Source organism: Aeromicrobium sp. WCS2018Hpa-31 (assembly GCF_031843905.1).
Classification (GTDB): domain Bacteria; phylum Actinomycetota; class Actinomycetes; order Propionibacteriales; family Nocardioidaceae; genus Aeromicrobium.
On the sequence record NZ_JAVTJF010000001.1, the window covers coordinates 1 to 22,359 of the forward strand.

Consider the following 22,359-nt stretch of genomic DNA (forward strand, 5'->3'; position numbering starts at 1 on the left):
CGCAGCAGCACGTGAAGGCCCACTGGCAGCGACGCAGCAGCACGTGAAGGCCCACTGGCAGCGACGCAGCAGCACGTGAAGGCCCACCGGCAGCGACGCAGCGGCAGGCGGAAGCCCGACCGAGGCCGCGCAGCCCCGGTCAGGACTCAGCCGGAGGGGTGGAGCAGCAGATCAGGCTGGGCGGTGCAGCCGCAGGTCAGGCTGGGCCGAGGAGGCGAAGCCGGAGGACGCGACGAACCTCAGTACGCCGACCCACCCGCCAGCGACACGGCGCCCACGGGGTGCCAGACGGTCTTGATCTCCAGGAACGCGCGCAGGCGGGCGGTGCCGGGGGCGGCGGTGAAGTCGGGCTCGCGGCGGGGGGAGTAGACCCGCTTCACGGTGCCCGACGCCGACCGCTCCAGCTCCACACGGTCGTCGGCCGCCATGCCGGTGAGGTCGAGACCGTTGACGTCGGCGTGGCTCGCGAGCCAGGGCATCATCTCGGCGGCCCGGCCGGTGAGCACGTTCACGACGCCCGCGGGAACGTCGCTCGTGGCGAGGACCTCGGCGAAGGTGACGGCGACCGTCGGGTCGGCCTCGGACGCCACGACGACGACGCTGTTGCCGCCGGCGAGCACGGGCAGCACGGCGGCCACGAGGGGCAGCAGGGCCGACGTCGGCGACGCCGCGATGGCCACGACGCCGGTGGGCTCGGGTGCCGAGTAGCTGAAGTACGGGCCCGACACGGCGTTGGCGCCACCGAAGACGGCGGGCAGCTTGTCGGTCCAGCCGGCGAAGTGCACGACGCGGTCGATCGACGCGTCGACCTCGGCGCGCGCCTGGGCGGCGGTCGCGCCACGGCTCTGCACGATGAGGTCGACGAGCTCGGCCCGGCGGGCCTCGAGCATCTCGGCCACGCGGTACAGCACCTGGCCGCGGTTGTAGGGCGTGGCGCCGGCCCACTTCGAGAACCCGGACCGGGCGGCGACGACGGCGTTGCGGGCGTCCTTGCGGGAGGCGAGGGCGGCGTTGGCCATGAGCGACCCCTTCTGGTCGTGCACCTGGTAGGTACGGCCGGACTCCGAGCGCGGGAACGCGCCACCGATGTACAGCTTGTAGGTCTTGGCGACGGACAGTCGTGCCATCAGAGTGCTCCCTCGTCGTCGGTGTCGAGGTAGGCCGCCATGCCGGCGGTGCCGCCCTCGCGTCCGAAGCCGGACTCGCCGTAGCCGCCGAACGAGGCGGTGGGGTCGAACTTGTTGAACGTGTTGTCCCAGACGACGCCCGCCTTCAGGCCCGCGGCCATGCCCATGGCGCGCGAGCCCTTCTCGGTCCAGACGCCGGCCGACAGGCCGTACGGCGTGTTGTTGGCCTTCGCGAGCGCCTCCTCGGGCGTGCGGAAGGTCAGCGTCGTGAGCACCGGGCCGAAGATCTCCTCACGGGCCACGCGCATCGACGCGGTGGCGTCGGTGAACACCGTGGGGGCCACGAACCAGCCCTTCTCCGGGAGCGCGCAGCTGCTCGTCCACACCGTGGCGCCCTCGTCGGCGCCGACCTGGGTGAGGTTCGTGATCTTGTCGTACTGCATCTGGGAGTTCACGGCGCCCACGTCGGTGTTCTTGTCGAGCGGGTCACCGACGCGCAGCGTCTCGATGCGCTTCTTGAGCTTCTCGACGACCTCGTCGGCCACGGACTCCTGCACGAGCAGGCGGGAGCCGGCGCAGCACACCTGGCCCTGGTTGAAGAAGATGCCCGACACGATGCCGTCGACGGCCTGGTCCACGGCGGCGTCGGCGAACACGATGTTCGCGCCCTTGCCGCCGAGCTCGAGGGTGAGCTTCTTGCCGGTGCCGGCCAGCTCGGACTGGATGCGCTTGCCGACGGGCGTGGAGCCCGTGAACGCGACCTTGTCGACGCCGGGGTGGTTGACGATGGCGCTGCCCACGTCGCCGGCACCGGGGACGATGTTGACGACGCCGGGCGGCAGCTCGGCGTCCGCGAGGATCTCGGCGAGGATCAGCGCCGTGACGGGCGTCGTCTCGGCCGGCTTGAGCACGACGGTGTTGCCGGCGGCCAGCGCAGGGGCGATCTTCCACGCGGCCATGAGCAGCGGGAAGTTCCACGGGATGACCTGGCCGGCCACGCCAAGCGGGCGCGGGGCGGGACCGAGCCCGAGGTGACCGAGCTTGTCGGCCCAGCCGGCGTGGTGGAAGAAGTGCTGGGCGGCGGTCGGGACGTCGAAGTCGCGGGTCTCGCGGATCGGCTTGCCGTTGTCGAGCGACTCGGCCACGGCCAGCTCGCGCGCACGCTCGGCGATGGCGCGGGCGATGCGGAACAGGTACTTGCCGCGCTCGGCCCCGCCCATGCGCGACCAGGGGCCGTCGTAGGCCTTGCGGGCTGCGGCCACCGCGCGGTCGACGTCGGCCGCCGTTGCCGTGCTGACGGTGGTCAGCGGCTCGCGGGTGGCGGGGTTGAGCGACGTCAGGTCGTCGCCGCCGCCGTCGACGAACTCGCCGGCGACGAACATCTGGTAGCGCGGCTTGATCGCGGCGATCGCCGCCGACTCCGGGGCCGGGGCGTAGGTCAGGTCGAGATCCATGGGGCTGCTCATCTCTTCGGGTGGTGCTGGGCGGCGGACGGACGCATGGTCAGTCGACGCTCACGTAGCGGGGGCCGCTGTAGTGGCCGTTGGTCTGGGTGCGGCGCTGCATCAGCAGGTCGTTGACGACGCCGGAGGCGCCGAAGCGGAACCAGTGCGGGTCGAGCCACTGCGGGCCGGCGACCTCGTGGACGGCGACGAGGTAGGCGATCGCGTCCTTGGTGGTGCGGATGCCGCCCGCGGGCTTGACGGCGCGCTGGGCGCCGGTGAGGTCGTGCAGGTCGCGCACGGCCTGCAGCATCACGTGGGTGACGGGCAGGGTGGCGGCGGGCGAGATCTTGCCCGTCGAGGTCTTGATGAAGTCGCCACCGGCCATCAGGGCCAGCCACGACGCACGACGCACGTTGTCGTAGGTGGCGAGCTCGCCGGTCTCGAGGATCACCTTGAGCCGCGCCGAGCCGGCGGCCTCCTTCACCCGGGCGATCTGGTCGAACACCAGGCCGTAGTCGCCGGCGAGGAACGCACCACGGTCGATGACCATGTCGATCTCGTCGGCGCCGGCCTCGACGGCCAGGCGGGTGTCGGCGAGCTTGACCTCGAGCGACGAACGCCCCGCCGGGAACGCCGTGGCCACCGACGCGACCTTGACGCCGGTGCCGGCGACCGCCTCGGCCGCGACGGCGACCATGTCGGGGTACACGCACACGGCCGCGGTCGACGGCGTGCCCTCGACCTCACGGTCGGGGTTCACGGCCTTGCGGCACAGGGCCCGGACCTTGCCCGGGGTGTCCGCGCCCTCGAGCGTGGTCAGGTCGACCATCGAGATGGCGAGGTCGATCAGGGCCCGCTTGGTGTCCTTCTTGATGGACCGCGTGGCCAGCTGGGCGGCCCGCGCCTCGACGCCGACGGGGTCGACGGCGGGCAGGCCGTCCAGGAACGTGCGCAGCGCCGCGGTGTCGGTGCCGCCGAGGCCTACGGTCGAGCGCAGGTCGTCGGTGGACACGTCGACGGTGGTGTCGGGGGTGGGGCTCATGGACGGTTCTCCGGATCGGGGGTCGGGCGGGTGACGGGTGGAACCGCCCGGTGCGACGGTTCGGCGGGGTAGCCGTCGAACCCCGTGAAGTCTGCCACCTCGAGCCGCGCGTGGTCATGCCTCCACCGCAGAGGGCACGGCGCGTGCACGCCGGAGCCGCCGGTCCCGTGCCACGATGGGTTCGTGACCCTCACCGCCGACCAGATCCGACGCGCGCCCAAGGTGGCGCTGCACGAGCACCTCGACGGCGGCGTCCGACCCGCCACCGTCGCCGCCATCGCCGAGGAGGTCGGCCACGCGCTGCCCGCGCCCGCGGACCAGCTGGGACTGTGGTTCGCCGACGCCGCCAGCTCGGGCTCCCTGCCGCGTTACCTCGAGACGTTCGAGCACACCGTGGCCGTCATGCAGCGGCCGCAGGACCTGGCCCGCGTGGCTCGTGAGTCCGTCCTCGACCTCGCGGCCGACGGCGTCGTGTACGCCGAGCTGCGCTGGGCGCCCGAGCAGCACCTGCGCGGAGGGATGAGCCTGTCCGAGACGGTCGAGGCCGTCCAGGCCGGCATCGACGAGGGCCGGGCCGAGGCCGCGGCCGAGGGCACGCCGATCGTCGTCGGCCAGCTGCTCACCGCCATGCGGCACGCCCAGCACGGGCTCGAGATCGCCGAGCTGGTCGTCGAGTACCGCGACCGCGGCGTCTGCGGGTTCGACATCGCCGGTGCCGAGGACGGCTTCCCGCCGATCCTGCACCTCGAGGCGTTCGAGTACCTGCGCCGCGAGAACGCGCACTTCACCATCCACGCGGGCGAGGCGTTCGGCCTGCCGTCCATCTGGCAGGCCATCCAGCGCTGCGGCGCCGACCGGCTCGGCCACGGCGTCCGGATCATCGACGACATCGACCTCGCGGCCGAGGGCGGCCCGCGGCTGGGTCGGCTGGCGGCCTACATCCGCGACAAGCGCATCCCGCTCGAGATGTGCCCGTCGTCGAACCTGCAGACGTCGGCGGTGCCCGGCATGCGCTCCATCGCCGACCACCCGATCGGCCTGCTCAAGGAGCTCGGCTTCCGGGTGACGGTCAACTGCGACAACCGGCTCATGAGCGGCACGTCGATGAGCCGCGAGATGCAGCTGCTCGTCGACGCGTTCGGCTACGACGCCGACGACCTGCGCTGGTTCACCGTCAACGCGATGAAGAGCGCCTTCCTCCCCTTCGACGAGCGCCTCGCCCTCATCGACGACGTCATCAAGCCGCGCTACGCCGCGCTCTGACCCGCCCTGCCCCCGCCCCCACCGGCGGACCCGGGCCGTCAGAGGTAGGTCTCGCACCGAACGACGCCGTCGGAGGTAGGTGACGCACCGAACGACGCCGTCGGAGGTAGGTCTCGAACCTCATCCGGTCGCGATGAGGTGCGACACCTACCTCTGACTGGGGTTCGGTGCGTCACCTACCTGTGACTGGGGTTCGGTGCGTCACCTACCTCCGGCCCGGCGAGGGCGGACGATCTCGGCGGGTCAAGCGGGAGAGCGGAGCATCCGCCGGGCCTGGCGGGGAGTCATCGGCTCGCAGCCGGCGGCCACGGCCTGCGCGACGACGCGGTCGTCGTCGTTCTTCAGGCGCCAGCCGCGCCGCACGAGCACCCACGGGCTCTTGCGGCCCTCGCGCAGGTCCCGTGCCAGGCGCAGCGCGAAGGTGACCAGCCGGTGCCGGCGTAGGCAGATGGCTGCGTCGAGCAGGCCCGCCTCGCGACAGGCGGACACGACCTGAGGCGCGAACAGGCCCTCGGCGATGAACTGGTCGCCCACCACCAGGTGCTGCGTGCCGGTACGGGCGCTCGAGGCGAGGTCGTAGACGGGCACGTCCGCCTCGCCGCTCGCGCACAGCTCGGCGATGGCACCGACGGCGGCGACGGGGTCCCACGAGCCGGGGTGGTCCCAGTCCGGGATGCCCAGGCTCGACCGCGGCAGGTCGGGGTCGTGGCCCTCGCGGTAGAAGTCGTCGAGGCGCAGCACCGACCACCCCAGCACCTGCCCGAGGTGGGACTTCCCGACACCCGACGGCCCGGCCACGATCACGACGCCCACGAGGGGTGAGCCTACGAGACGCCGACGCAGGCGCCCACACCGCGACTTCACCCATTCGTCACGTGGGGGGCGTTGACGCCGCAGGTGGTCGTCGGGTGGAATCGAGGCACGTTCCAGAGCTGGTCCGGGCGCAGTCGTGCCATCGGGGGGCCGACTCGACGACCCGAAGGATCGCTCTCACGTGAAGACACGTCTGCGCCGCGCTGCGGCCGCACCCGCTCTCGCCCTCGGCACCACCCTCGCGCTCGGAGCAGGCGTCATCGCCGCGGCCCCGGCCCAGGCCGCCGACGACGTCACCATCCGGCTGCTCGACATCAACGACTACCACGGTCGTATCGACGCCAACACGGTGAAGTTCGCCGGCACCGTCGAGCAGCTGCGAGCCGAGGCGGGCGAGGCGAACACGCTCTTCATGTCGGCCGGCGACAACATCGGTGCCTCGCTGTTCGCGTCCGCCACGCAGCAGGACGCGCCCACCATCGACGTGCTGAACGCTCTCGACCTGAAGGTCTCGACCGTCGGCAACCACGAGTTCGACCGCGGGTTCGCCGACCTCACCGGCCGGGTCGCCGACCGGGCGGACTTCTCCTACCTGGGCGCCAACGTCGTCTCCAAGGCCACCGGCGAGCCGGCGCTCCCCGCGTACGAGACCTTCGAGGTCGGCGGGCTCGACGTCGCCGTCGTCGGAGCGGTCACTGAGGAGACGCCCTCGCTCGTCTCGCCGTCGGGCATCGCCGACATCGAGTTCACCGACCCGGTCGAGGCGGTCAACGACACCGTCGCCGAGCTCGAGGCGTCGGCGACCCCGCCCGACGTCGTGGTCGCCGCGTACCACGAGGGAGCCGGGGCCGGGACCCCCGACGGCGCGACCCTGGAGCAGGAGGTGGCCGCGGGCGGCGCCTTCGCCGACATCGTGCAGAAGACCGACGCCGAGGTCGACGCGATCTTCACCGGCCACACCCACAAGCAGTACGCCTGGCAGGCCCCGGTGCCCGGCGAGGCCGGCAAGACCCGCCCGGTGCTGCAGACCGGCAGCTACGGCGAGTTCATCGGCAGCATCGACCTGACCGTCGACGGCGACACCGGCGACGTCACCAGCACCGCCACCAACGCGGCACGCACCACCACCGACGACGCCACCCTGGTGAGCCGGTTCCCGCGCGTGGCCGAGGTCAAGACCATCGTCGACGCCGCGCTCGCCAACGCCCAGGAGGTCGGCAGCAAGCCGGTCGCCGAGGTGACGGCAGACGTCACCACGGCCTACGCCGGCGGCAACCGGGACGACCGCTCCAGCGAGTCCACCCTCGGCAACCTGGTCGCCGACGCCCAGCTCGCCGGCGTGAAGGACACCCCGGCCGGCGCCGACCTGTCCGTCGTCAACCCCGGCGGCCTGCGCAGCGACCTGCTGTTCAAGGGCACCGGCGGCTCCAACGCCGACGGCGTGGTCACGTTCGCCGAGGCGAACGCGGTGCTGCCCTTCACCAACAACCTCAGCTCGGTCAGCCTCACGGGTGCCCAGCTGACGCAGGTCTTCGAGGAGCAGTGGCAGCGCGACGCCGCGGGCAACGTGCCCTCACGCCCCTACCTGCAGCTCGGCACCTCGAGCAACGTCGCCTACACCTTCGACCCGACGCGGCCCGAGGGCGAGCGCATCACGTCGCTGCGCGTCGACGGCGAGCAGGTCGGTGCCGACACGACGTACAAGGTCGCGGTGCCGTCGTTCCTGGCCTCCGGCGGTGACAACTTCCGGACCTTCGCCGAGGGCACGGCGGTCGACACCGGACTGCTCGACTACGAGGTCTGGATCGACTACCTGGGCGAGAACAGCCCCGTCGCCCCCAGCTTCGCCCGGCACGCCGTGCAGGTGGAGGGACTCCAGTCCTCCTACGAGGAGGGCGGCACGGTCTCGTTCACGCTGCCGAAGCTCGACCTGACGTCGCTCGGCAGCCCGCAGACCCGCAGCGTCACCGCCACGCTCTACTCCGGCGACACCCCGTACGACCTGGGCGAGTTCCCGGTCAGCGACGGCGCCGTCACCGTCGAGCGCGCCCTGCCCGACGGCGTCACGGGCGACGTGCGCGTCGAGGTCGAGGCGACCCCGACGGGGACCACGGCGGTCCTGCCGCCGTTCTCGATCGAGCAGTCCGGCGCCGACGCCAGGCTCGACGTCGTCACCCTGCCCTTCGTCAAGCAGGGCTCGCCGTCGCTGCTGGTGGCCCGCGTCAAGGGCGGCGAGGGACGCCCGACCGGAAGCCTCACGGTCACCGACGCCGCAGGCACGAAGCTCGGGTCGGCGAAGCTCACCCGCAGCGGCGTCGCCGTCCTGCTGCTCGACACCCGCCGGCTGCCGGCGGGCGCACAGGTGCTCACGGCTTCCTACAGCGGCGACGACACCTACGCCCCGGTCGAGCGTGACCTGAAGGTCACCGTCGTCGCGAAGAAGACGCGCTGATGCGCGGCGTGCGCGCGGGAGCCGTCCTGACGGCGGGCGCCGCCCTGGTCGCCGGCCTGCTGGCCGCCTCGCCGGTCCAGGCCGCACCCGACGGCGACGGTCTCGTGATCGGCGAGGCCTACCTGAACGGCGGCAGCAGCGGGGCCACCTACCTCAACAAGTTCGTCGAGATCGAGAACCCCACCGACGAGCCGATCGACGTGTCCGGCTGGTCGCTGCAGTACCGCTCGTACTCCTCGACCGGCGCGTTCACCGGCGTCATCGCCCTCGGCGACCATCACGTGGAGCCCGGCGGCACGCTGCTGGTCTCGGGCAACGCCAACGCCTCGAACGGCCAGGCGCTGCCCACGCCCGACGTCACGTCGTCGATCGCGTTCTCGGGCAACGCCAACGGCGGCACCCTGGCGCTCGTCCGCTCCACGTCGGCGCTGAGCGGCGACCGAGCGAGCGTGCTCGGCTCCGACCAGCTGGTCGACCTCGTCGGCTACGGCGCGTCCGCCACCTACGAGGGGAGCGGTCCGGCCCCCTCGGGGTACTCGGTCACCTCGTCGTTGCAGCGCACGGACGCGCAGGACACCGACGACAACGCGGCCGACCTGCGCGGCGGTGCGCCGACGCCGCAGGCCTGTGGCACCGACTGCGACGGGAGCGGCACGCCACCCGAGCCTCCGGTCGACGTCACGATCGCCGAGATCCAGGGCACCGGCTCCGCCAGCCCGCTGGTCGGTCGGACCGTCACCACCAGCGGCGTGGTCACCGCCGCGTACCCGTCGGGCGGCTTCGACGGGCTCTACCTCCAGACCGAGGGCACGGGCGGCACCGCTCCTGCGGACCGGACGGCTTCGGACGGGGTCTTCGTCGCGTCGGCCGCCATGGCGGCCCACGTCGAGATCGGCGACCACGTCGAGGTCACCGGCACGGTGGCCGAGAGCTTCGGGCTCACCCAGGTGTCGCCCGGGGCCGGTGGCTGGAAGCAGCTCGCCGACCCGGCCCAGGCCGTGAAGCCCACGTCGCTCACCCTGCCGCTGGGCGAGGCGCAGCGCGAGAGCCTCGAGGGCATGCTCGTGGCGCCCGAGGGTCGCTACACGATCACCAACAACTTCGGCACCAACACGTTCGGCGAGATCGGTCTCGCCGCCGGCGACACCGGGCTGCCGCAGCCCACCGACGTCGCCCGCCCGGGATCGGCGGAGTACGACGCCGTCGTGGCCGACAACGCGCGGCGCCTCATCACCGTCGACGACGGCGCAGGCATCAACTTCACGAGCGGCGGCAAGAACACGCCGGTGCCGTGGCTGCGTCCCGACAACGAGGTGCGCGCCGGTGCTCCGGTCACGTTCACCGGCGACGACCTGGTGCTCGACTACCGCTTCAGCCTGTGGCGGCTCCAGCCCACCCAGCAGCTGACCGCCGGCGGCGACGAGCCGATCACCATCGGCAGCACGCGGGTCGCCGCTCCAAAGGACGTGGGCGGCGACGTCAAGATCGCGTCGTTCAACGTGCTCAACTACTTCACCCTCACCGGGGAGGCGTACGAGAAGTCCGGTGCCGGCACGTGCACCTACTACTCCGACCGCAACGGCAACCGGGTCACCGTCAACTCCTGCACCAACGACGGACCCCGCGGCGCTGCCGACGACGCGAACCTCCAGCGCCAGCAGGCCAAGATCGTCAACGCCATCGACGCCCTCGGTGCCGACGTCGTCTCGTTGGAGGAGATCGAGAACTCCGCCGCCTTCGGCATGGACCGCGACACCGCGCTGCGTGCCCTCGTGGCGGCGCTCAACGAGAAGGCCGGCCGCGAGGAGTGGGCGGCCGTCGCGTCCCCCACGCGGGTTCCCGAGCGCGAGGACGTGATCCGCACGGCGTTCATCCACCGCGTCGGTGTCGTCGAGCCGGTGGGGGAGTCCGTCATCGACGACGACCCCGCATTCGACAACGCCCGTGACCCGCTGTCGCAGGAGTTCCGGCCCGTCGGCGGCAAGGAGCGCGACGACTTCCTGGTGGTCGTGAACCACTTCAAGTCCAAGGGCTCGGGCTCCGGCGAGGACGCCGACACCGGCGACGGCCAGGGTGCGTCGAACGCGTCGCGCGTCCGCCAGGCCACCGCACTGGTTGCCTTCGCCGACGAGCAGAAGGCCGCGGCCGGCACCGAGACGGTGTTCCTGACCGGCGACTTCAACAGCTACAGCAAGGAGGACCCGATCGCGGTCCTCGAGGACGCCGGCTACGTGAACGTCCCCGCGAAGTACACCGACAAGACCACGTACCAGTTCGGTGGCCTGCTCGGCTCGCTCGACCACGTGTTCGCCTCGCCGGCCGCGGTGGACAAGATCACCGGAGCCGACGTGTGGGACATCAACGCCGACGAGTCGCTGGGGCGTGAGTACAGCCGCTACGACAACAACGTCACGCGGCTGTACGACACGAGCCCGTACCGCGCCAGCGACCACGACCCGGCGATCGTCGGGTTCGCGGCGAAGCAGAAGGAGCCGCAGGTCGGCCCCACGCGCATCGCGGTGACCGGCTACACCGCACCGCCCAAGGTCACGCTCACGGCCACGGTGGCCGGAGGTGACGTGAAGGCCGACGGTGGCGTGCTGCTCGTGCTCGACGGCTGGCGCCCGGTGGGTGTCGCGAAGGTGGTGGACGGCACGGCCTCGGTGCGGCTCTCCGGCGTCGGCAAGGGCAAGCGGACCCTGACCCTCGTCTACTCCGGCGACCGCCGCGTGAAGCCCGGGGTCACGCTCTACCGCACCCGCTGACCAGGTCCGGAGCCCCACATCGGTGGATCGTCAAACCGCAGCAGTGCGCCTGCGGTTGAGGATCCACCGATGGGTGGGGTCGGGCGGGTGGGTCAGGCGAGGCCGAGCGCGACGGCGAGGTCCGTCTTGACGGCCTCGAGCGTGGCCGACGCCTCCTCGCGGGCGACCTCGACCGAGTCGGTGACCGGCACGACCACCTCCACGTAGCACTTGAGCTTCGGCTCGGTCCCCGACGGACGGCAGATGATGCGCGCCGCATCACCGAGGCCCAGGCGGATGCCGTCGGTGGGGGGCAGACCGGCGTACCCGTCGGCCAGGTCGTCGACGGACGTCACCTCGAGACCCGCGAGCAGGCGGGGCGGGGTGCTGCGCAGCGTGCTCATGGCCGTCGCGATGATCGACAGGTCCTCCACGCGCACCGAGAGCTGGCCCGTGGCGTGCAGACCGTGCTCGCGGTACAGGTCGTCGAGCAGGTCGAGCAGCGTCCGGCCCTCGGCCTTCAGCTCGGCGGCGAGCTCGAGCACCGCGAGGATCGCCGAGACGCCGTCCTTGTCGCGCGCCACGTGCGGCGCGACGCTGTAGCCCAGGGCCTCCTCGTAGCCGAACACGAGGTCGTCGATCTTGCCCAGCCACTTGAAGCCCGTGAGCGTCTGCTGCCAGCGGCGGTCGTGCGCGGCAGCCTGGCGGCCGAGCATGTCCGACGACACGATCGACGACCCGTACGTGCCCACCGCGCCGCGCCGCAGCAGCAGCTCGGCGAGCAGCACGCCCGTCTGGTCGCCGGTGAGCATGCGGAACCCCTCGCCGTCGCGGACGCCGACGGCGCAGCGGTCGGCGTCGGGATCGTTGGCCACGATCACGTCGGCCTGCACCTCCGACGCGAGCTTGAGTGCCAGGTCCATGGCGCCGGGCTCCTCGGGGTTCGGGAACGCGACGGTGGGGAAGTCGGGGTCGGGGTCGCCCTGCTCGCGGACCACGTGGAGCGGCGCGAAGCCGGCACGGCGCACGACCTCGACCAGCGTGTCCCGCCCGACGCCGTGCATGGGGGTGTAGACGGCCACCACGTCGCGCGGCCCGTCGTGCGCGAGGTCGACGACGGCCTGCACGTACGCCTCGGCCACCTCGGGGCCCACCGTCGTGTAGTCGTCGCTACGAGGCAGCTCGTCGACGCGGCCGACCGCGTCGATGAGGGCGGAGATGTCGGTGTCGGCCGGAGGGACGATCTGGCTGGAGTCGCCGAGGTAGACTTTGTAGCCGTTGTCCTGGGGCGGGTTGTGCGAGGCCGTGACCATGACGCCCGCCGAGCAGCCGAGGTGCAGGATCGCGTGGGCCAGCACCGGCGTGGGCAGGTGCGTGGGCAGCAGGTAGGCCCGGACGCCGGCGGCGTGCATGATCTCGGCGGTGTCGCGGGCGAACACGTCGGAGTTGTGGCGGGCGTCGTAGCCGACGACGACCGAGGGGTCGTCTGGCGTCTCGCGCAGCAGGTAGGCCGCGAGACCCGCCGCCGCCTTGGCCACGATGACCCGGTTCATCCGGTTCGGTCCTCCACCGAGTGCACCGCGCAGCCCGGCAGTGCCGAACTGCAGCCGCTCGTCGAAGCGGTCGTGCAGCGCGTCAAGGTCGTCGGCGTCGACGAGAGCCTGCAGCTCGGCACGGGTGACCGGGTCAGGATCCTGGTCGATCCAGTCGAGGGCGAGGTCGACGACGGGCATGGTGCCTCCTGGCGGGCGGTGCTGGTGGGAGCGGTGCAGGTCGGGTGCGGCGCCGACTAGATCCGGGGGATGACGTCGGCGAGCAGGGCGCCCATGCGGCTCGCGGCCGCCTTGCCGGCCTCGAGGACCTCCTCGTGGTTGAGGGGCTCGCCGGAGATGCCGGCGGCGAGGTTGGTCACGAGCGAGAGTCCGAGCACCTCCATGCCGGCCTCGCGTGCCGCGATCGCCTCGAGCGTGGTCGACATGCCGACGAGGGTGCCGCCGATGGCACGCACCATGGCGATCTCGGCGGGGGTCTCGTAGTGCGGGCCGGGGAACTGCACGTACACGCCCTCGTCGAGCGAGGGGTCGACCTCGCGGCACAGGGCCCGCAGGCGCGAGGAGTAGAGGTCGGTGAGGTCGACGAAGTTCGCGCCCTCGATCGGTGAGGTGGCGGTGAGGTTGATGTGGTCGCTGATGAGCACGGGGGTGCCGGGCGTCCAGCTGGGGTCGAGCCCGCCGCAGCCGTTGGTGAGCACGACGGTGCGGACGCCGGCTGCTGCCGCGGTCCGGACGCCGTGGACGACGGCCGCCACGCCCTTGCCCTCGTAGAAGTGCGTGCGCCCGAGGAACACGAGGGCGCGGCGTTCTCCGACCTCGACCGAGCGCACCGTGCCGCCGTGGCCGGCGACCGCCGGTGCACTGAAGCCGGGCAGGTCGGCCAGGGCGATCTCGTGGTCAGGGGTCCCGAGGGCGTCGGCGGCGGGCAGCCAGCCCGATCCCATCACGAGGGCGACGTCGTGGGTCGCTCCGTCGGTGCGGTCGGCGAGGGCTTCCGCGGCTGCGCGGGCGAGTTCGGCAGTGGTCACCGGTCCACCCTACGAGACGTGACGGACGCCACCGGTCCGGGCGAGGTGGCGCCGTGCCCGGTTCCGGGCGCCGAAGGTCCCGTCGCGGGACCGGACAAAAGAGTGACTAGTCAGGTCTAGTCCTAAAGAACTAGTTCCGTGTAGTCTCCTGTGACCAAGGGGACGAACGAAAGGACTCCGGAGTGACGACGATCCGCACGCGCAGGGTGATCGCCTCGAGCGTCGCCGTGCTCGCCGCCGCCGCGTCGCTGGTGCTCGTGCCGGCCACCGCACAGGCAGCCGGTATCCAGCCGCTCGTCACCCAGCGCATCCAGCCGCTCGACACCGACGGCATCCAGCCGCTCGACACCGATGGCATCCAGCCGCTCGACACCGATGGCATCCAGCCCCTCACCACGGTGGCGGCCGCATGACGCACTGAGACTTCCGGCCTGTCGGGGGACGGGCCGGACGGTGGAGCATCTCGGGGGGATGGTCCATCACACACGACGAGACCCTGGCCGTTCGGGGGGATGGCCAGGGTCTCGTCGCGTGCGTGCAGGTGCGGTCAGTTCATCTCGGAGGGGTCGGGCCCGACGCGCTCGTCGCGGTTGATGGCGCTGATGCGCTGCAGCTCGTCGTCGCCCAGCTGCACCTCGGTGGCGCCGAAGTTCTCGGCGATACGCTCGGGCGTGACGGACTTCGGGAACACGATGTTCTCGAGCGCCAGCTGCCAGGCCAGGACGACCTGACCGGGCGTGGCGTCGTGCGCCTCGGCGATCTCGACGACGGCGGGCTCGCCGAGCACGGCGCCCTGGGCCAGCGGGCTCCAGGCCTCGGTCACGATGCCGTGCTCGGAGTGGAACGTCCGCAGCACGTCCTGCGTGAGCGCAGGGTGCAGCTCGATCTGGTTGACCGACGGAGTGGTCAGGCCCTCGTCAGCCAGGCGCTGCAGGTCCTGGACGCGGAAGTTCGAGACGCCGATGGACCGCACGCGGCCGTCGGCCTTCAGCTGCTCGAACGCCTTCCAGGTGTCGACGAAGCGGTCCTTCGCCGGTGTGGGCCAGTGGATGAGGTAGAGGTCGAGCACGTCGAGCCCGAGCCGGCCCATGCTGGCGTCGAAGGCTCGCAGCGCGGACTCGTGCCCCTGGTCGTCGTTCCACAGCTTGGTGGTCACGAAGACCTCGTCGGCCAGACCCGTGGCCTTGAGCGCCGCTCCGACGCCCTCCTCGTTGCCGTAGATCTTGGCGGTGTCGATGTGGCGGTAGCCGACCTCGAGGGCCTTCTCGACGGCCGCCTGCGTCTCGGCAGGGTCGATCTGGAACACACCGAAGCCCAGCTGGGGGATGGTGGTTCCGTCGTTCAGGGCGATGTCGCGAACAGTCATGCCTCCACGGTAGGTGCGTGCCGGTGACACGCACGCCAACCGCTCAGGCGCCCCAGCTGGGGTTCCAGCCCTCGACCTCGTCGGCGCCACGGGGGTCCGGGCCGGTGTAGATCGAGGAGGGCCGGATGAGCCGGCCCTTGGTGTACTGCTCGAGGATGTGCGCGCTCCAACCGGCGGTGCGGGCCGAGGTGAACATCGCCGTGAACATGTTCGGCGGGACCTCGGCGAAGTCGAGCACGATGGCGGCCCAGAACTCCACGTTGGTCTCGAGGACGCGGTCGGGTCGGCGTGCACGCAGCTCGGCGAGTGCCGCCTGCTCGAGCGCCTCGGCCACCTCGGCGCGGGGGGCGTTGAGCTCCTTGGCGGTGCGGCGCAGCGTGCGGGCGCGGGGGTCCTCGGCGCGGTAGACGCGGTGGCCGAAGCCCATGAGGCGCTCGCCGGAGTCGAGGAGGTTCTTCACGTAGGCCTCGGCGTCGCCGGACTTCTCGACCTGCTCGATCATGTGCAGCACTCGCGACGGGGCACCACCGTGCAGTGGGCCCGACATGGCGCCGACGGCGCCGGAGAGGGCAGCGGCCACGTCGGCGCCGGTGGAGGCGATGACGCGGGCGGTGAAGGTGGAGGCGTTCATGCCGTGCTCGGCGGCCGAGACCAGGTAGGCGTCGATGGCCTTGGCATGGTCGGGGTTCACCTCGCCGCGCCAGCGCATCAGCATCCGCTCGACGATGGTGGCCTGCTCGTCGATGACGGCCTGGGGCACCATCGGCTTGCCGACGCCGCGGGCGGCCTGCGCCACGTACGACAGGATCATCACGGCGGTGCGGGAGAGGTCCTCGCGGACCTGCTCGGGGGTCTCGATGTCGTAGAGCTGGCGCAGGCCCCACGCCGGAGCGGTGAGGGCGATGGCGCTCTGCACGTCGGCACGGATGTCGCCGGAGTGCACGGGGATGGGGAACGGCTCGGCGGGCGGCAGGCCGGGCTCGTAGTGGCCGTCGACCAGGAGGCCCCAGATCTTCTCGAACGGCACCCGGCCGACGAGGTCGTCGATGTCGACGCCGCGGTAGCGCAGCGCGGACCCTTCCTTGTCGGGCTCGGCGATGTCGCTCTCGAACGCGATGACGCCCTCGAGCCCGTGGTGAACCTTCACGTCTTCAGCCATGGCTGCATTGTGCCCTGGACCGCAGGGCCTGTGTGCGGCGCGTCCTGCCGGTGGTCCTGAGCCGCACTACCGTGGTGGTCATGACCGGCTCCCTCGACGCGGCACGACTCGCGGCCATGCGTAGCGAGTACGAGAACGCCGGCCTCGACGAGGACACGGCCGGTGACGACCCGATGGACCTGCTGAGGCGGTGGCTCGACGACGTCGTCGACGCGCAGGTCCCCGAGCCCAACGCGATGGCGCTCGCCACCGCAACGCCGGACGGTCTTCCGTCGGTCCGCACGGTGCTCATGAAGGGACTCGACGACCGGGGCATCACGTTCTTCTCCCACTACTCCTCCCGCAAGGGCGTGGAGCTCGCCGCCAACCCCCGGGCCGCGGCCACGTTGCTCTGGCACCCCGTGCAGCGCCAGGTGCGGCTCGAAGGACGGGTCGAGCGGCTCCCCGCGGACGAGAGCGACGCCTACTTCGCGAGCCGACCGCGGGGCGCCCAGCTCGGCGCGGTCGCATCGCACCAGTCGCGTCCGGTCGCCGACCGCGCAGCCCTCGAGGAGCAGGTGCGCGAGGCGACCGAGCGTGCGGGGGACGGAGAGGTGCGCCGGCCCTCCGCCTGGGGCGGATACCTCCTGGTGCCGACGACGATGGAGTTCTGGCACGGCCGGCGCAACCGCGTCCACGACCGCCTGCTGTTCCGCCACGAGGGCGGCGGCTGGCACCGCACCCGCCTTCAACCCTGAGACCGACGAGACGTCAGAGCACGAGGGCTGCAGTCACCACCGCCGGCAGCACCCCCAGCAGGGTCCACGGTGAGACCGGCGAGAGCCGGTGCACCAGCCGTCCGGCCGAGACCGCGGCGGTGCCGAGCGCGCCCATGATCACGACCAGCACGATCGCGGCGTCGTGCCGCTCGCCGGCGAGCATCGTGACTGCGGCGGCCAGCGCTCCCAGGGGGAAGCAGGACACCGCGACGACGAGCAGGCTCACGATCCACTGCTGAACCTGCTGCGTCGTCATCGGTGGCCGGGCCATGACGTGATCCTGCCAGCGAGGGTCGGTCACCCATGCGCCAAGATCGTTGCGTGGGGAGACTGTCAGGCGTGGCCGGTGCGGTGCTGACCGACGTGCGTCCGCTGCGCGCGTCACCGGCGTATCGACGGTTGTGGCTCGGCCAGACCGTCTCCGCGTTCGGCCAGCAGATGACGATCGTCGCGATCGCGTACGAGGTCTACTCGCTCACCACGTCGTCGTTCTCCGTCGGCCTCATCGGCCTGGCCGGACTCCTGCCCCTCGTGCTCGGCGGGCTCTACGGCGGCGCGCTCGCCGACGCCTTCGACCGGCGTCGGGTCGCCCTCGTGTCCGCCCTCGGGCTCTGGCTGTGCTCGATGGCCCTCGTCGCCCACAGCCTCGCCGGTGTCGACTCCGTCGGCTTCCTCTACGGTCTGGTCGCCGTGCAGTCGGCGCTCTTCGCCGTCAACCAGCCCGCGCGGTCGGCCATGCTGCCACGCCTGCTGTCGGCCGACCTGCTCCCGGCCGCGAACGCCCTCGGGATGGCCGGGACCAACCTCTCCTTCACCGCCGGGCCGCTGCTCGGCGGGCTGCTCATCGCCTGGAAGGGCGTCGACGCCGCCTACCTCGTCGACGTCGTGCTCTTCGTGGCCGCCCTCTACTCCCTGTTCCGGCTGCCGGCGCTGCCGCCGCTCACCCGCCAGCCCGTCCCGGGCCTCCGGTCGGTCGTCGAGGGCCTGCGCTTCCTGCGCACCGCACCCAACGTGCGCATGACCTTCGTGATCGACCTGTTCGCGATGGTGCTCGCACAGCCACGCGCCCTGTTTCCGGCCCTCGCCGTCACCGTGTTCGCGACCGGCCCGGAGACCCTCGGACTCCTGCAGGCCGCTCCCGGCATCGGTGCGGTGATCGCGTTCCTCGTGTCCGGCTGGGTGAGCCGCGTGCACCGGCACGGGGTCGCCGTCGTGGCAGCCGTGTGCGTCTACGGTGCCGCAGTGTCGGCGGCGGGGGTGTCGGTCTTCTCCGGCGCGAGCCTGCTGTGGTTGTGCGTGCTGATGCTCGCGTGCTCCGGTGCGGCCGACATGGTCAGCGCCGCCTACCGGTCGACGATCCTGCAGACCGCGGCCCCCGACGAGCTGCGTGGCCGCATGCAGGGCGTGTTCATCGTCGTCGTCGCCGGTGGTCCGCGACTCGGCGACTTCGTGATGGGCTCGCTCGCCGGTCTGGCGGGGGAGGCCTGGGCGATGACGATCGGCGGGGCGCTGTGCATGGCCGCCACGGTGTGGTTCGGCCTGCGGTCGCGTGGGTTCCGGGCCTACGACGCGCGCGAACCCACGCCGTAGCGCGCCTCGTACGTCCGGCTCGACGCGTCGCTCGACTCGTCAGAGGTAGGTCTCGCACCGAACGGGCGCGTCGGCGGTAGGTCTCGCACCTCATGCGCCGTCGATGGGGTGCGACACCTACCTCTGACGGCGGTGTCCGGTGCGCTACCTACCTCTGACGAGGGCACGGAGGTGACGAGGAGGGGTCAGGAGAAGCGGGCGAGGTCGATCTCGATCCACACCTGCTCGGCCCGACCCAGCAGCTCGCCGTCGACGGTGTGCAGGGCGGTGGCGGTGCGGAACTTGCGGCCGTCGCGCTCGCGCAGGAGGCCCGACGCGAGCAGCGCCTCGCCCGCGGCGGGACGACGCAGCACCTCGGCCGTCATGCGGCCCAGCACCATCGGCTGCGCGGTGAAGTCGGCGGCCCAGCCACCGGGGCAGTCCAGCGCCGCCCACGTGGTGGGGACGTCGAGCAGGCCGTCGCTCCCGGCCACGGCGGGGTGGGGGGTCCAGGTGCCCGCCGTGCGCCCGTCGCCCACCGGACCGGTGAAGAGCCGCAGGCCGTCTCCGGGCTCGCGGGCCGTGCCGCAGGTGAAGCACAGGTCGAAGGGGTGCGACGCGAACCCCGGGTACGACGCCACGCCCTGCTCGGCCGCGTCGACGCTCGGGGCGGTGAGCGGCTCGTGCTCGAACGACCCCGACGTCGCCTCGCCGATGAGAGCGCCACCGGCCGTCACGAGTCGCACCTCCTCGGGGTGGTCCTCCCAGGTGAGCGGGACCTCCAGCGGGGGCGGCTGTCGCAGGGTGGCCGTGACCACCGTGCTGCCGTGCCGCTCCTGCTGCTGCGCGGCGAGCAGGCCGCTCACCCAGCCGCCGTTGCCTGAGTGCTCCGGGCCGTTGAACCTGCGGGGGATCGTGGTCACGGGACCACCGTAACCACGCCGCGCGGTCCGGGCGACGACCCCGGTCCCGAAGCTCTCGCGCAAGGAGTCCGGTCGCCGGCGGCCCGGATCAGGAACGCATGGCCTCGTAGCGGCGCAACGACTCCTTGCGCTCCTCGGCGTGGTCGACCATCGGGCCGGGGTAGTCGGCCGGCGGCTCGTCCAGGCGCCATGGCTCGTGGACGAACCGGTCCGGGACGTCGCGCAGCTCCGGCACCCACCGACGCACGTACGTGCCGTCAGGGTCGAACTTCTTGCCCTGCGACGTCGGGTTGAAGATGCGGAAGTACGGGGCGGCGTCGGTGCCGCACCCGGCCACCCACTGCCAGCCGTGCTGGTTGGAGCAGGGGTCGGCGTCCACGAGCAGGTCGAGGAAGTGGTCGGCGCCCACGGTCCACTCCAGGTGCAGGTCCTTCACCAGGAAGCTGGCCACGATCATCCGCACGCGGTTGTGCATCCAGCCCTCCGCCTGCAGCTGCCGCATGCCGGCGTCCACGATCGGGAAGCCGGTGCGGCCGTCCTTCCACAGCTGCAGGTCTCCGCCGGGGTGGTCGTACTCCATCGTCTCGAAACGCTTGTCGTAGTAGCCCTCGAGCGTGTCGGGCCGGTGGTGCACGACGTCGGCGTAGAACTCGCGGAACGCCAGCTCGCGCGCGTAGGCCTCGGCGCCCTTGCCGCCCCGCTCGGCCAGGTCGGCGAGCATGGTGCGCGGGTGGATGGTGCCCCACTTCAGGTGCACCGACATGCGCGACGTCGCGTCGCGGCCGGGCACGTCGCGCAGGTCGTCGTACTCGTCGACCTGGTCGATCCAGTCGCGCCAGCGGCGCCGGGCCGCCTCCTCGCCGAGCGGGGGGAGGGTGACGCCCTCGGGCGGGTCCACGTCGGGAAGCTGGGTGGTGCGCACGTCGGCCTGGATCCACGGCACCGAGCGGACGCCCGGGGCCGGAGCACGCCATCCGTGGGCCTGCCACGCCCGGTAGAAGGGGGTGAAGACCCGGTACGGGGTGCCGTCGTCCTTGGTCACCCGTCCGGGCGCGACGGCGTACGACGAGCCGGTGCGCACGAACGCCACGTCGTCGTCGGCCAGGGCCTTCTCGATGCGCTCGTCCCGGCCCGACTCGTACGGTCCGTAGTCGGCGGCCACGTGCACGCTCGAGGCCTCCACGGCGCGCGCCACCCGCGGCACGACCTCCTCGGGCTTGCCGTGCACCACCACGAGCCCACCGACGCGTTCGTCGAGGTCGCGCAGCAGACCCATGAGGTACGCCAGACGGGTCCGACCGTTCGGCCCCCAGTAGTGGTCGTCGAGCACGAACATCGGCACGACGCCGTCGGGACCGGCCTCGATGGCCTCGCGCAGGGCCGGGTTGTCGTTCAGCCGGAAGTCGGATCGGAAGCACATCACGGAGGTCGGCACGGGCACCATCCTCACGCGTGCACGCGGTGTCTGCACCTCATGGAACAATGGCCGCGTGAGCGAGCTGATCGACACCACCGAGATGTACCTGCGCACCGTCTTCGAGCTGGAGGAGGAGGGCATCGTCCCCCTGCGCGCACGCATCGCCGAGCGCCTCCACCAGAGCGGGCCCACGGTCAGCCAGACCGTGGCGCGCATGGAGCGCGACGGCCTGCTCACGGTCGAGGGCGACCGCCACCTCGAGCTGTCCGACAAGGGGCGTGCCCTCGCCACGCGGGTGATGCGCAAGCACCGTCTCGCCGAGCGTCTGCTCACCGACGTCATCGGGCTCGAGATCGAGTTCGTGCACGAAGAGGCCTGCCGCTGGGAGCACGTCATGTCCGAGCAGGTCGAGCGTCGGCTCGTCGAGCTGCTCGAGCACCCCACCGAGTCGCCCTACGGCAACCCCATCCCCGGGCTCGAGGAGCTCGGCGAGGTCGTCGACGACTCCCGGTTCCTGCACGGGGTCGAGCCGCTCACCAAGGCAGCCGGCCGTTCCGACGAGCCCGTCCGCCGCATCGTCCGGCGCATCGCCGAGGAGCTGCAGAAGGACACCGAGGTCATGTCGGTCCTGCGCCGCGTCGGCGCGCTGCCCGGCAACGACGTGCTCGTCTCGCGCGGTCACGACGGCGTGGTCGTCGCCCGCCAGGGCGAGACGGCCGAGATCGACTCCGACGCCGCAGCGCACATCTTCGTCTCGGAGTAGTCGCCGCCCCAGAGCTGCCGCAGCGCTAGGGACGCTGCGTGGCCTGGCGGAGCGCTGCCTCCACCGAGGTCCGACCGCCGGGCGGGAGCCCCACGAGGTCGTCGATGTCGTGCTCCGTGCACACCATGTCGAGCGACAGGCTGTGCACGAGGGCGGCGTTGAGCGAGCTGGGACCCGGCGCGACCGTGCCGACGAGCAGGCTGAACGTGTGCGGCAGCAGCACGGGGAACAGCAGCGTCGACGGGACGCGTCGGCCCGCGGCTCGCGCGTGGGCCTGGATCAGCTCGCGGTACGTGACGACGTCGGGCCCGCCGACGTCGAAGCTGCGCCGCACCTCGCCCTCGAGGTCGGTGACGCCGACCAGGTAGTGCAGCAGGTCCTCGAGCCCCACGGGCTGCATCTTGTGCTTCAGCCACGTCGGCCCGACGACCACGGGCAGGAGGCGGGTGGCGACCTCCATGAGGTCGAACGACGCCGAGCCGCGGCCGATCACCATGCCGGCGCGCAGCACCACCGCGGGGACGCTGCCGCCGAGGAGGATCTGGGCGACCTCGTCGCGCGAGGCCAGGTGCTCGGTCAGCTCGCTGTCCGCGGGCGGCAGCAGGCCACCCAGGTAGACGATGCGCTGCACACCGGCCTCGGCAGCCGCTGTGGCGAAGGTGGTGGCGAGCACCCGGTCGGCGGCGGCGTAGTCGTCGCCGTCGGACATCGCGTGCAGCAGGTAGTGGGCCACGTGGACGCCGTCCATCGCGCGAGCCAGGGAGTCGGCGTCGTTCGCGTCGCCCTGCACCACCTCGACCGCGTCGACCCATTTGGCGTCGGGCAGTCGTGCGGGGTCGCGGACGAGCACACGCACCTCGTCGCCGCGAGCGACGAGCCGCTCGGCCAGGTGCGCCCCGACGAAACCGGTGACCCCGGTGACCAGCACCGGTGCCAT

General features: G+C 72.0%; 19 protein-coding genes. 7 read left to right on the forward strand and 12 right to left on the reverse strand.

Annotated elements, in window-relative coordinates; all coding sequences use genetic code 11:
• Positions 1-239: 239 nt before the first annotated feature.
• The 3 genes from RQG84_RS00005 to deoC are packed head-to-tail and all read right to left on the reverse strand — an operon-like array spanning position 240 to position 3,614.
• Positions 240-1,127 (reverse strand): aldehyde dehydrogenase family protein, encoded by an 888-nt coding sequence (locus RQG84_RS00005; protein WP_055969260.1) that lies wholly within the window; start codon positions 1,125-1,127, stop codon positions 240-242.
• Positions 1,127-2,581, reverse strand: coding sequence for an aldehyde dehydrogenase family protein (locus RQG84_RS00010; RefSeq protein ID WP_056552594.1), 1,455 nt, complete (start codon positions 2,579-2,581; stop codon positions 1,127-1,129). The genes RQG84_RS00005 and RQG84_RS00010 overlap by 1 nt, the downstream gene beginning before the upstream one ends.
• Before the next feature lie 49 nt (positions 2,582-2,630).
• Complete coding sequence (gene deoC / locus RQG84_RS00015; RefSeq protein ID WP_311208293.1) at positions 2,631-3,614, reverse strand: deoxyribose-phosphate aldolase; 984 nt, start codon at positions 3,612-3,614, stop codon at positions 2,631-2,633.
• A 183-nt stretch (positions 3,615-3,797) separates the two neighbouring features.
• Between deoC and RQG84_RS00020 the strand changes: the two genes are divergently transcribed.
• Positions 3,798-4,877 (forward strand): adenosine deaminase, encoded by a 1,080-nt coding sequence (locus RQG84_RS00020; RefSeq protein WP_055969240.1) that lies wholly within the window; start codon positions 3,798-3,800, stop codon positions 4,875-4,877.
• Between the two features lie 243 nt (positions 4,878-5,120).
• Here RQG84_RS00020 and RQG84_RS00025 read toward each other — a convergent pair whose 3' ends face one another.
• Positions 5,121-5,690, reverse strand: coding sequence for an ATP-binding protein (locus tag RQG84_RS00025; protein WP_311208294.1), 570 nt, complete (start codon positions 5,688-5,690; stop codon positions 5,121-5,123).
• A gap of 181 nt (positions 5,691-5,871) precedes the next feature.
• On the opposite strand from RQG84_RS00025, the gene RQG84_RS00030 reads away from it, so the two are divergent.
• Positions 5,872-8,142: a 5'-nucleotidase C-terminal domain-containing protein gene (locus tag RQG84_RS00030; RefSeq protein ID WP_311208295.1), complete on the forward strand. Its 2,271-nt coding sequence runs from the start codon at positions 5,872-5,874 to the stop codon at positions 8,140-8,142.
• Positions 8,142-10,907 (forward strand): ExeM/NucH family extracellular endonuclease, encoded by a 2,766-nt coding sequence (locus RQG84_RS00035; RefSeq protein WP_311208296.1) that lies wholly within the window; start codon positions 8,142-8,144, stop codon positions 10,905-10,907. Before RQG84_RS00030 ends, RQG84_RS00035 begins: the two co-directional genes overlap by 1 nt.
• Before the next feature lie 92 nt (positions 10,908-10,999).
• Here the strand turns inward: RQG84_RS00035 and RQG84_RS00040 are convergent, their stop codons facing one another.
• Together RQG84_RS00040 and RQG84_RS00045 are read right to left on the reverse strand one after the other, a co-directional pair.
• Positions 11,000-12,619, reverse strand: a complete 1,620-nt coding sequence (locus tag RQG84_RS00040; RefSeq protein ID WP_311208297.1) for a phospho-sugar mutase — start codon at positions 12,617-12,619, stop codon at positions 11,000-11,002.
• 56 nt (positions 12,620-12,675) lie between these two features.
• The gene (locus RQG84_RS00045; protein ID WP_311208298.1) at positions 12,676-13,467 is read right to left on the reverse strand and encodes a purine-nucleoside phosphorylase; all 792 of its coding nucleotides are present in this window, start codon (positions 13,465-13,467) and stop codon (positions 12,676-12,678) included.
• Between the two features lie 182 nt (positions 13,468-13,649).
• Here RQG84_RS00045 and RQG84_RS00050 point away from each other — a divergent pair, with 182 nt between their 5' ends.
• Entirely contained in the window at positions 13,650-13,880 is a 231-nt protein-coding gene (locus RQG84_RS00050) for a hypothetical protein (RefSeq protein ID WP_311208299.1), read from the forward strand.
• Between the two features lie 134 nt (positions 13,881-14,014).
• On the opposite strand, the gene RQG84_RS00055 is transcribed toward RQG84_RS00050, so the two are convergent.
• Both RQG84_RS00055 and RQG84_RS00060 read right to left on the reverse strand, forming a co-directional pair.
• Entirely contained in the window at positions 14,015-14,833 is an 819-nt protein-coding gene (locus RQG84_RS00055; RefSeq protein WP_311208300.1) for an aldo/keto reductase, read from the reverse strand.
• A 43-nt stretch (positions 14,834-14,876) separates the two neighbouring features.
• Positions 14,877-15,992: a citrate synthase 2 gene (locus RQG84_RS00060; protein ID WP_311208301.1), complete on the reverse strand. Its 1,116-nt coding sequence runs from the start codon at positions 15,990-15,992 to the stop codon at positions 14,877-14,879.
• A gap of 80 nt (positions 15,993-16,072) precedes the next feature.
• Between RQG84_RS00060 and pdxH the strand changes: the two genes are divergently transcribed.
• Complete coding sequence (gene pdxH / locus RQG84_RS00065) at positions 16,073-16,729, forward strand: pyridoxamine 5'-phosphate oxidase (protein WP_311208302.1); 657 nt, start codon at positions 16,073-16,075, stop codon at positions 16,727-16,729.
• Positions 16,730-16,742: 13 nt separating this feature from the next.
• Here pdxH and RQG84_RS00070 read toward each other — a convergent pair whose 3' ends face one another.
• Entirely contained in the window at positions 16,743-17,021 is a 279-nt protein-coding gene (locus RQG84_RS00070; protein ID WP_156368059.1) for a hypothetical protein, read from the reverse strand.
• Between the two features lie 50 nt (positions 17,022-17,071).
• Between RQG84_RS00070 and RQG84_RS00075 the strand changes: the two genes are divergently transcribed.
• Entirely contained in the window at positions 17,072-18,340 is a 1,269-nt protein-coding gene (locus RQG84_RS00075; protein WP_311208303.1) for an MFS transporter, read from the forward strand.
• 185 nt (positions 18,341-18,525) lie between these two features.
• Here RQG84_RS00075 and RQG84_RS00080 read toward each other — a convergent pair whose 3' ends face one another.
• Positions 18,526-19,242: a hypothetical protein gene (locus RQG84_RS00080; RefSeq protein WP_311208304.1), complete on the reverse strand. Its 717-nt coding sequence runs from the start codon at positions 19,240-19,242 to the stop codon at positions 18,526-18,528.
• 88 nt (positions 19,243-19,330) lie between these two features.
• Positions 19,331-20,686 (reverse strand): deoxyribodipyrimidine photo-lyase, encoded by a 1,356-nt coding sequence (locus RQG84_RS00085; protein WP_311208607.1) that lies wholly within the window; start codon positions 20,684-20,686, stop codon positions 19,331-19,333.
• Between the two features lie 46 nt (positions 20,687-20,732).
• On the opposite strand from RQG84_RS00085, the gene RQG84_RS00090 reads away from it, so the two are divergent.
• A complete protein-coding gene (locus RQG84_RS00090) occupies positions 20,733-21,422 on the forward strand; it encodes a metal-dependent transcriptional regulator (RefSeq protein WP_257729517.1) in 690 nt (229 codons plus the stop codon).
• Between the two features lie 25 nt (positions 21,423-21,447).
• Here the strand turns inward: RQG84_RS00090 and RQG84_RS00095 are convergent, their stop codons facing one another.
• On the reverse strand, positions 21,448-22,359 hold the full coding sequence (locus RQG84_RS00095) for an NAD(P)H-binding protein (protein ID WP_311208305.1): 912 nt from the start codon (positions 22,357-22,359) through the stop codon (positions 21,448-21,450).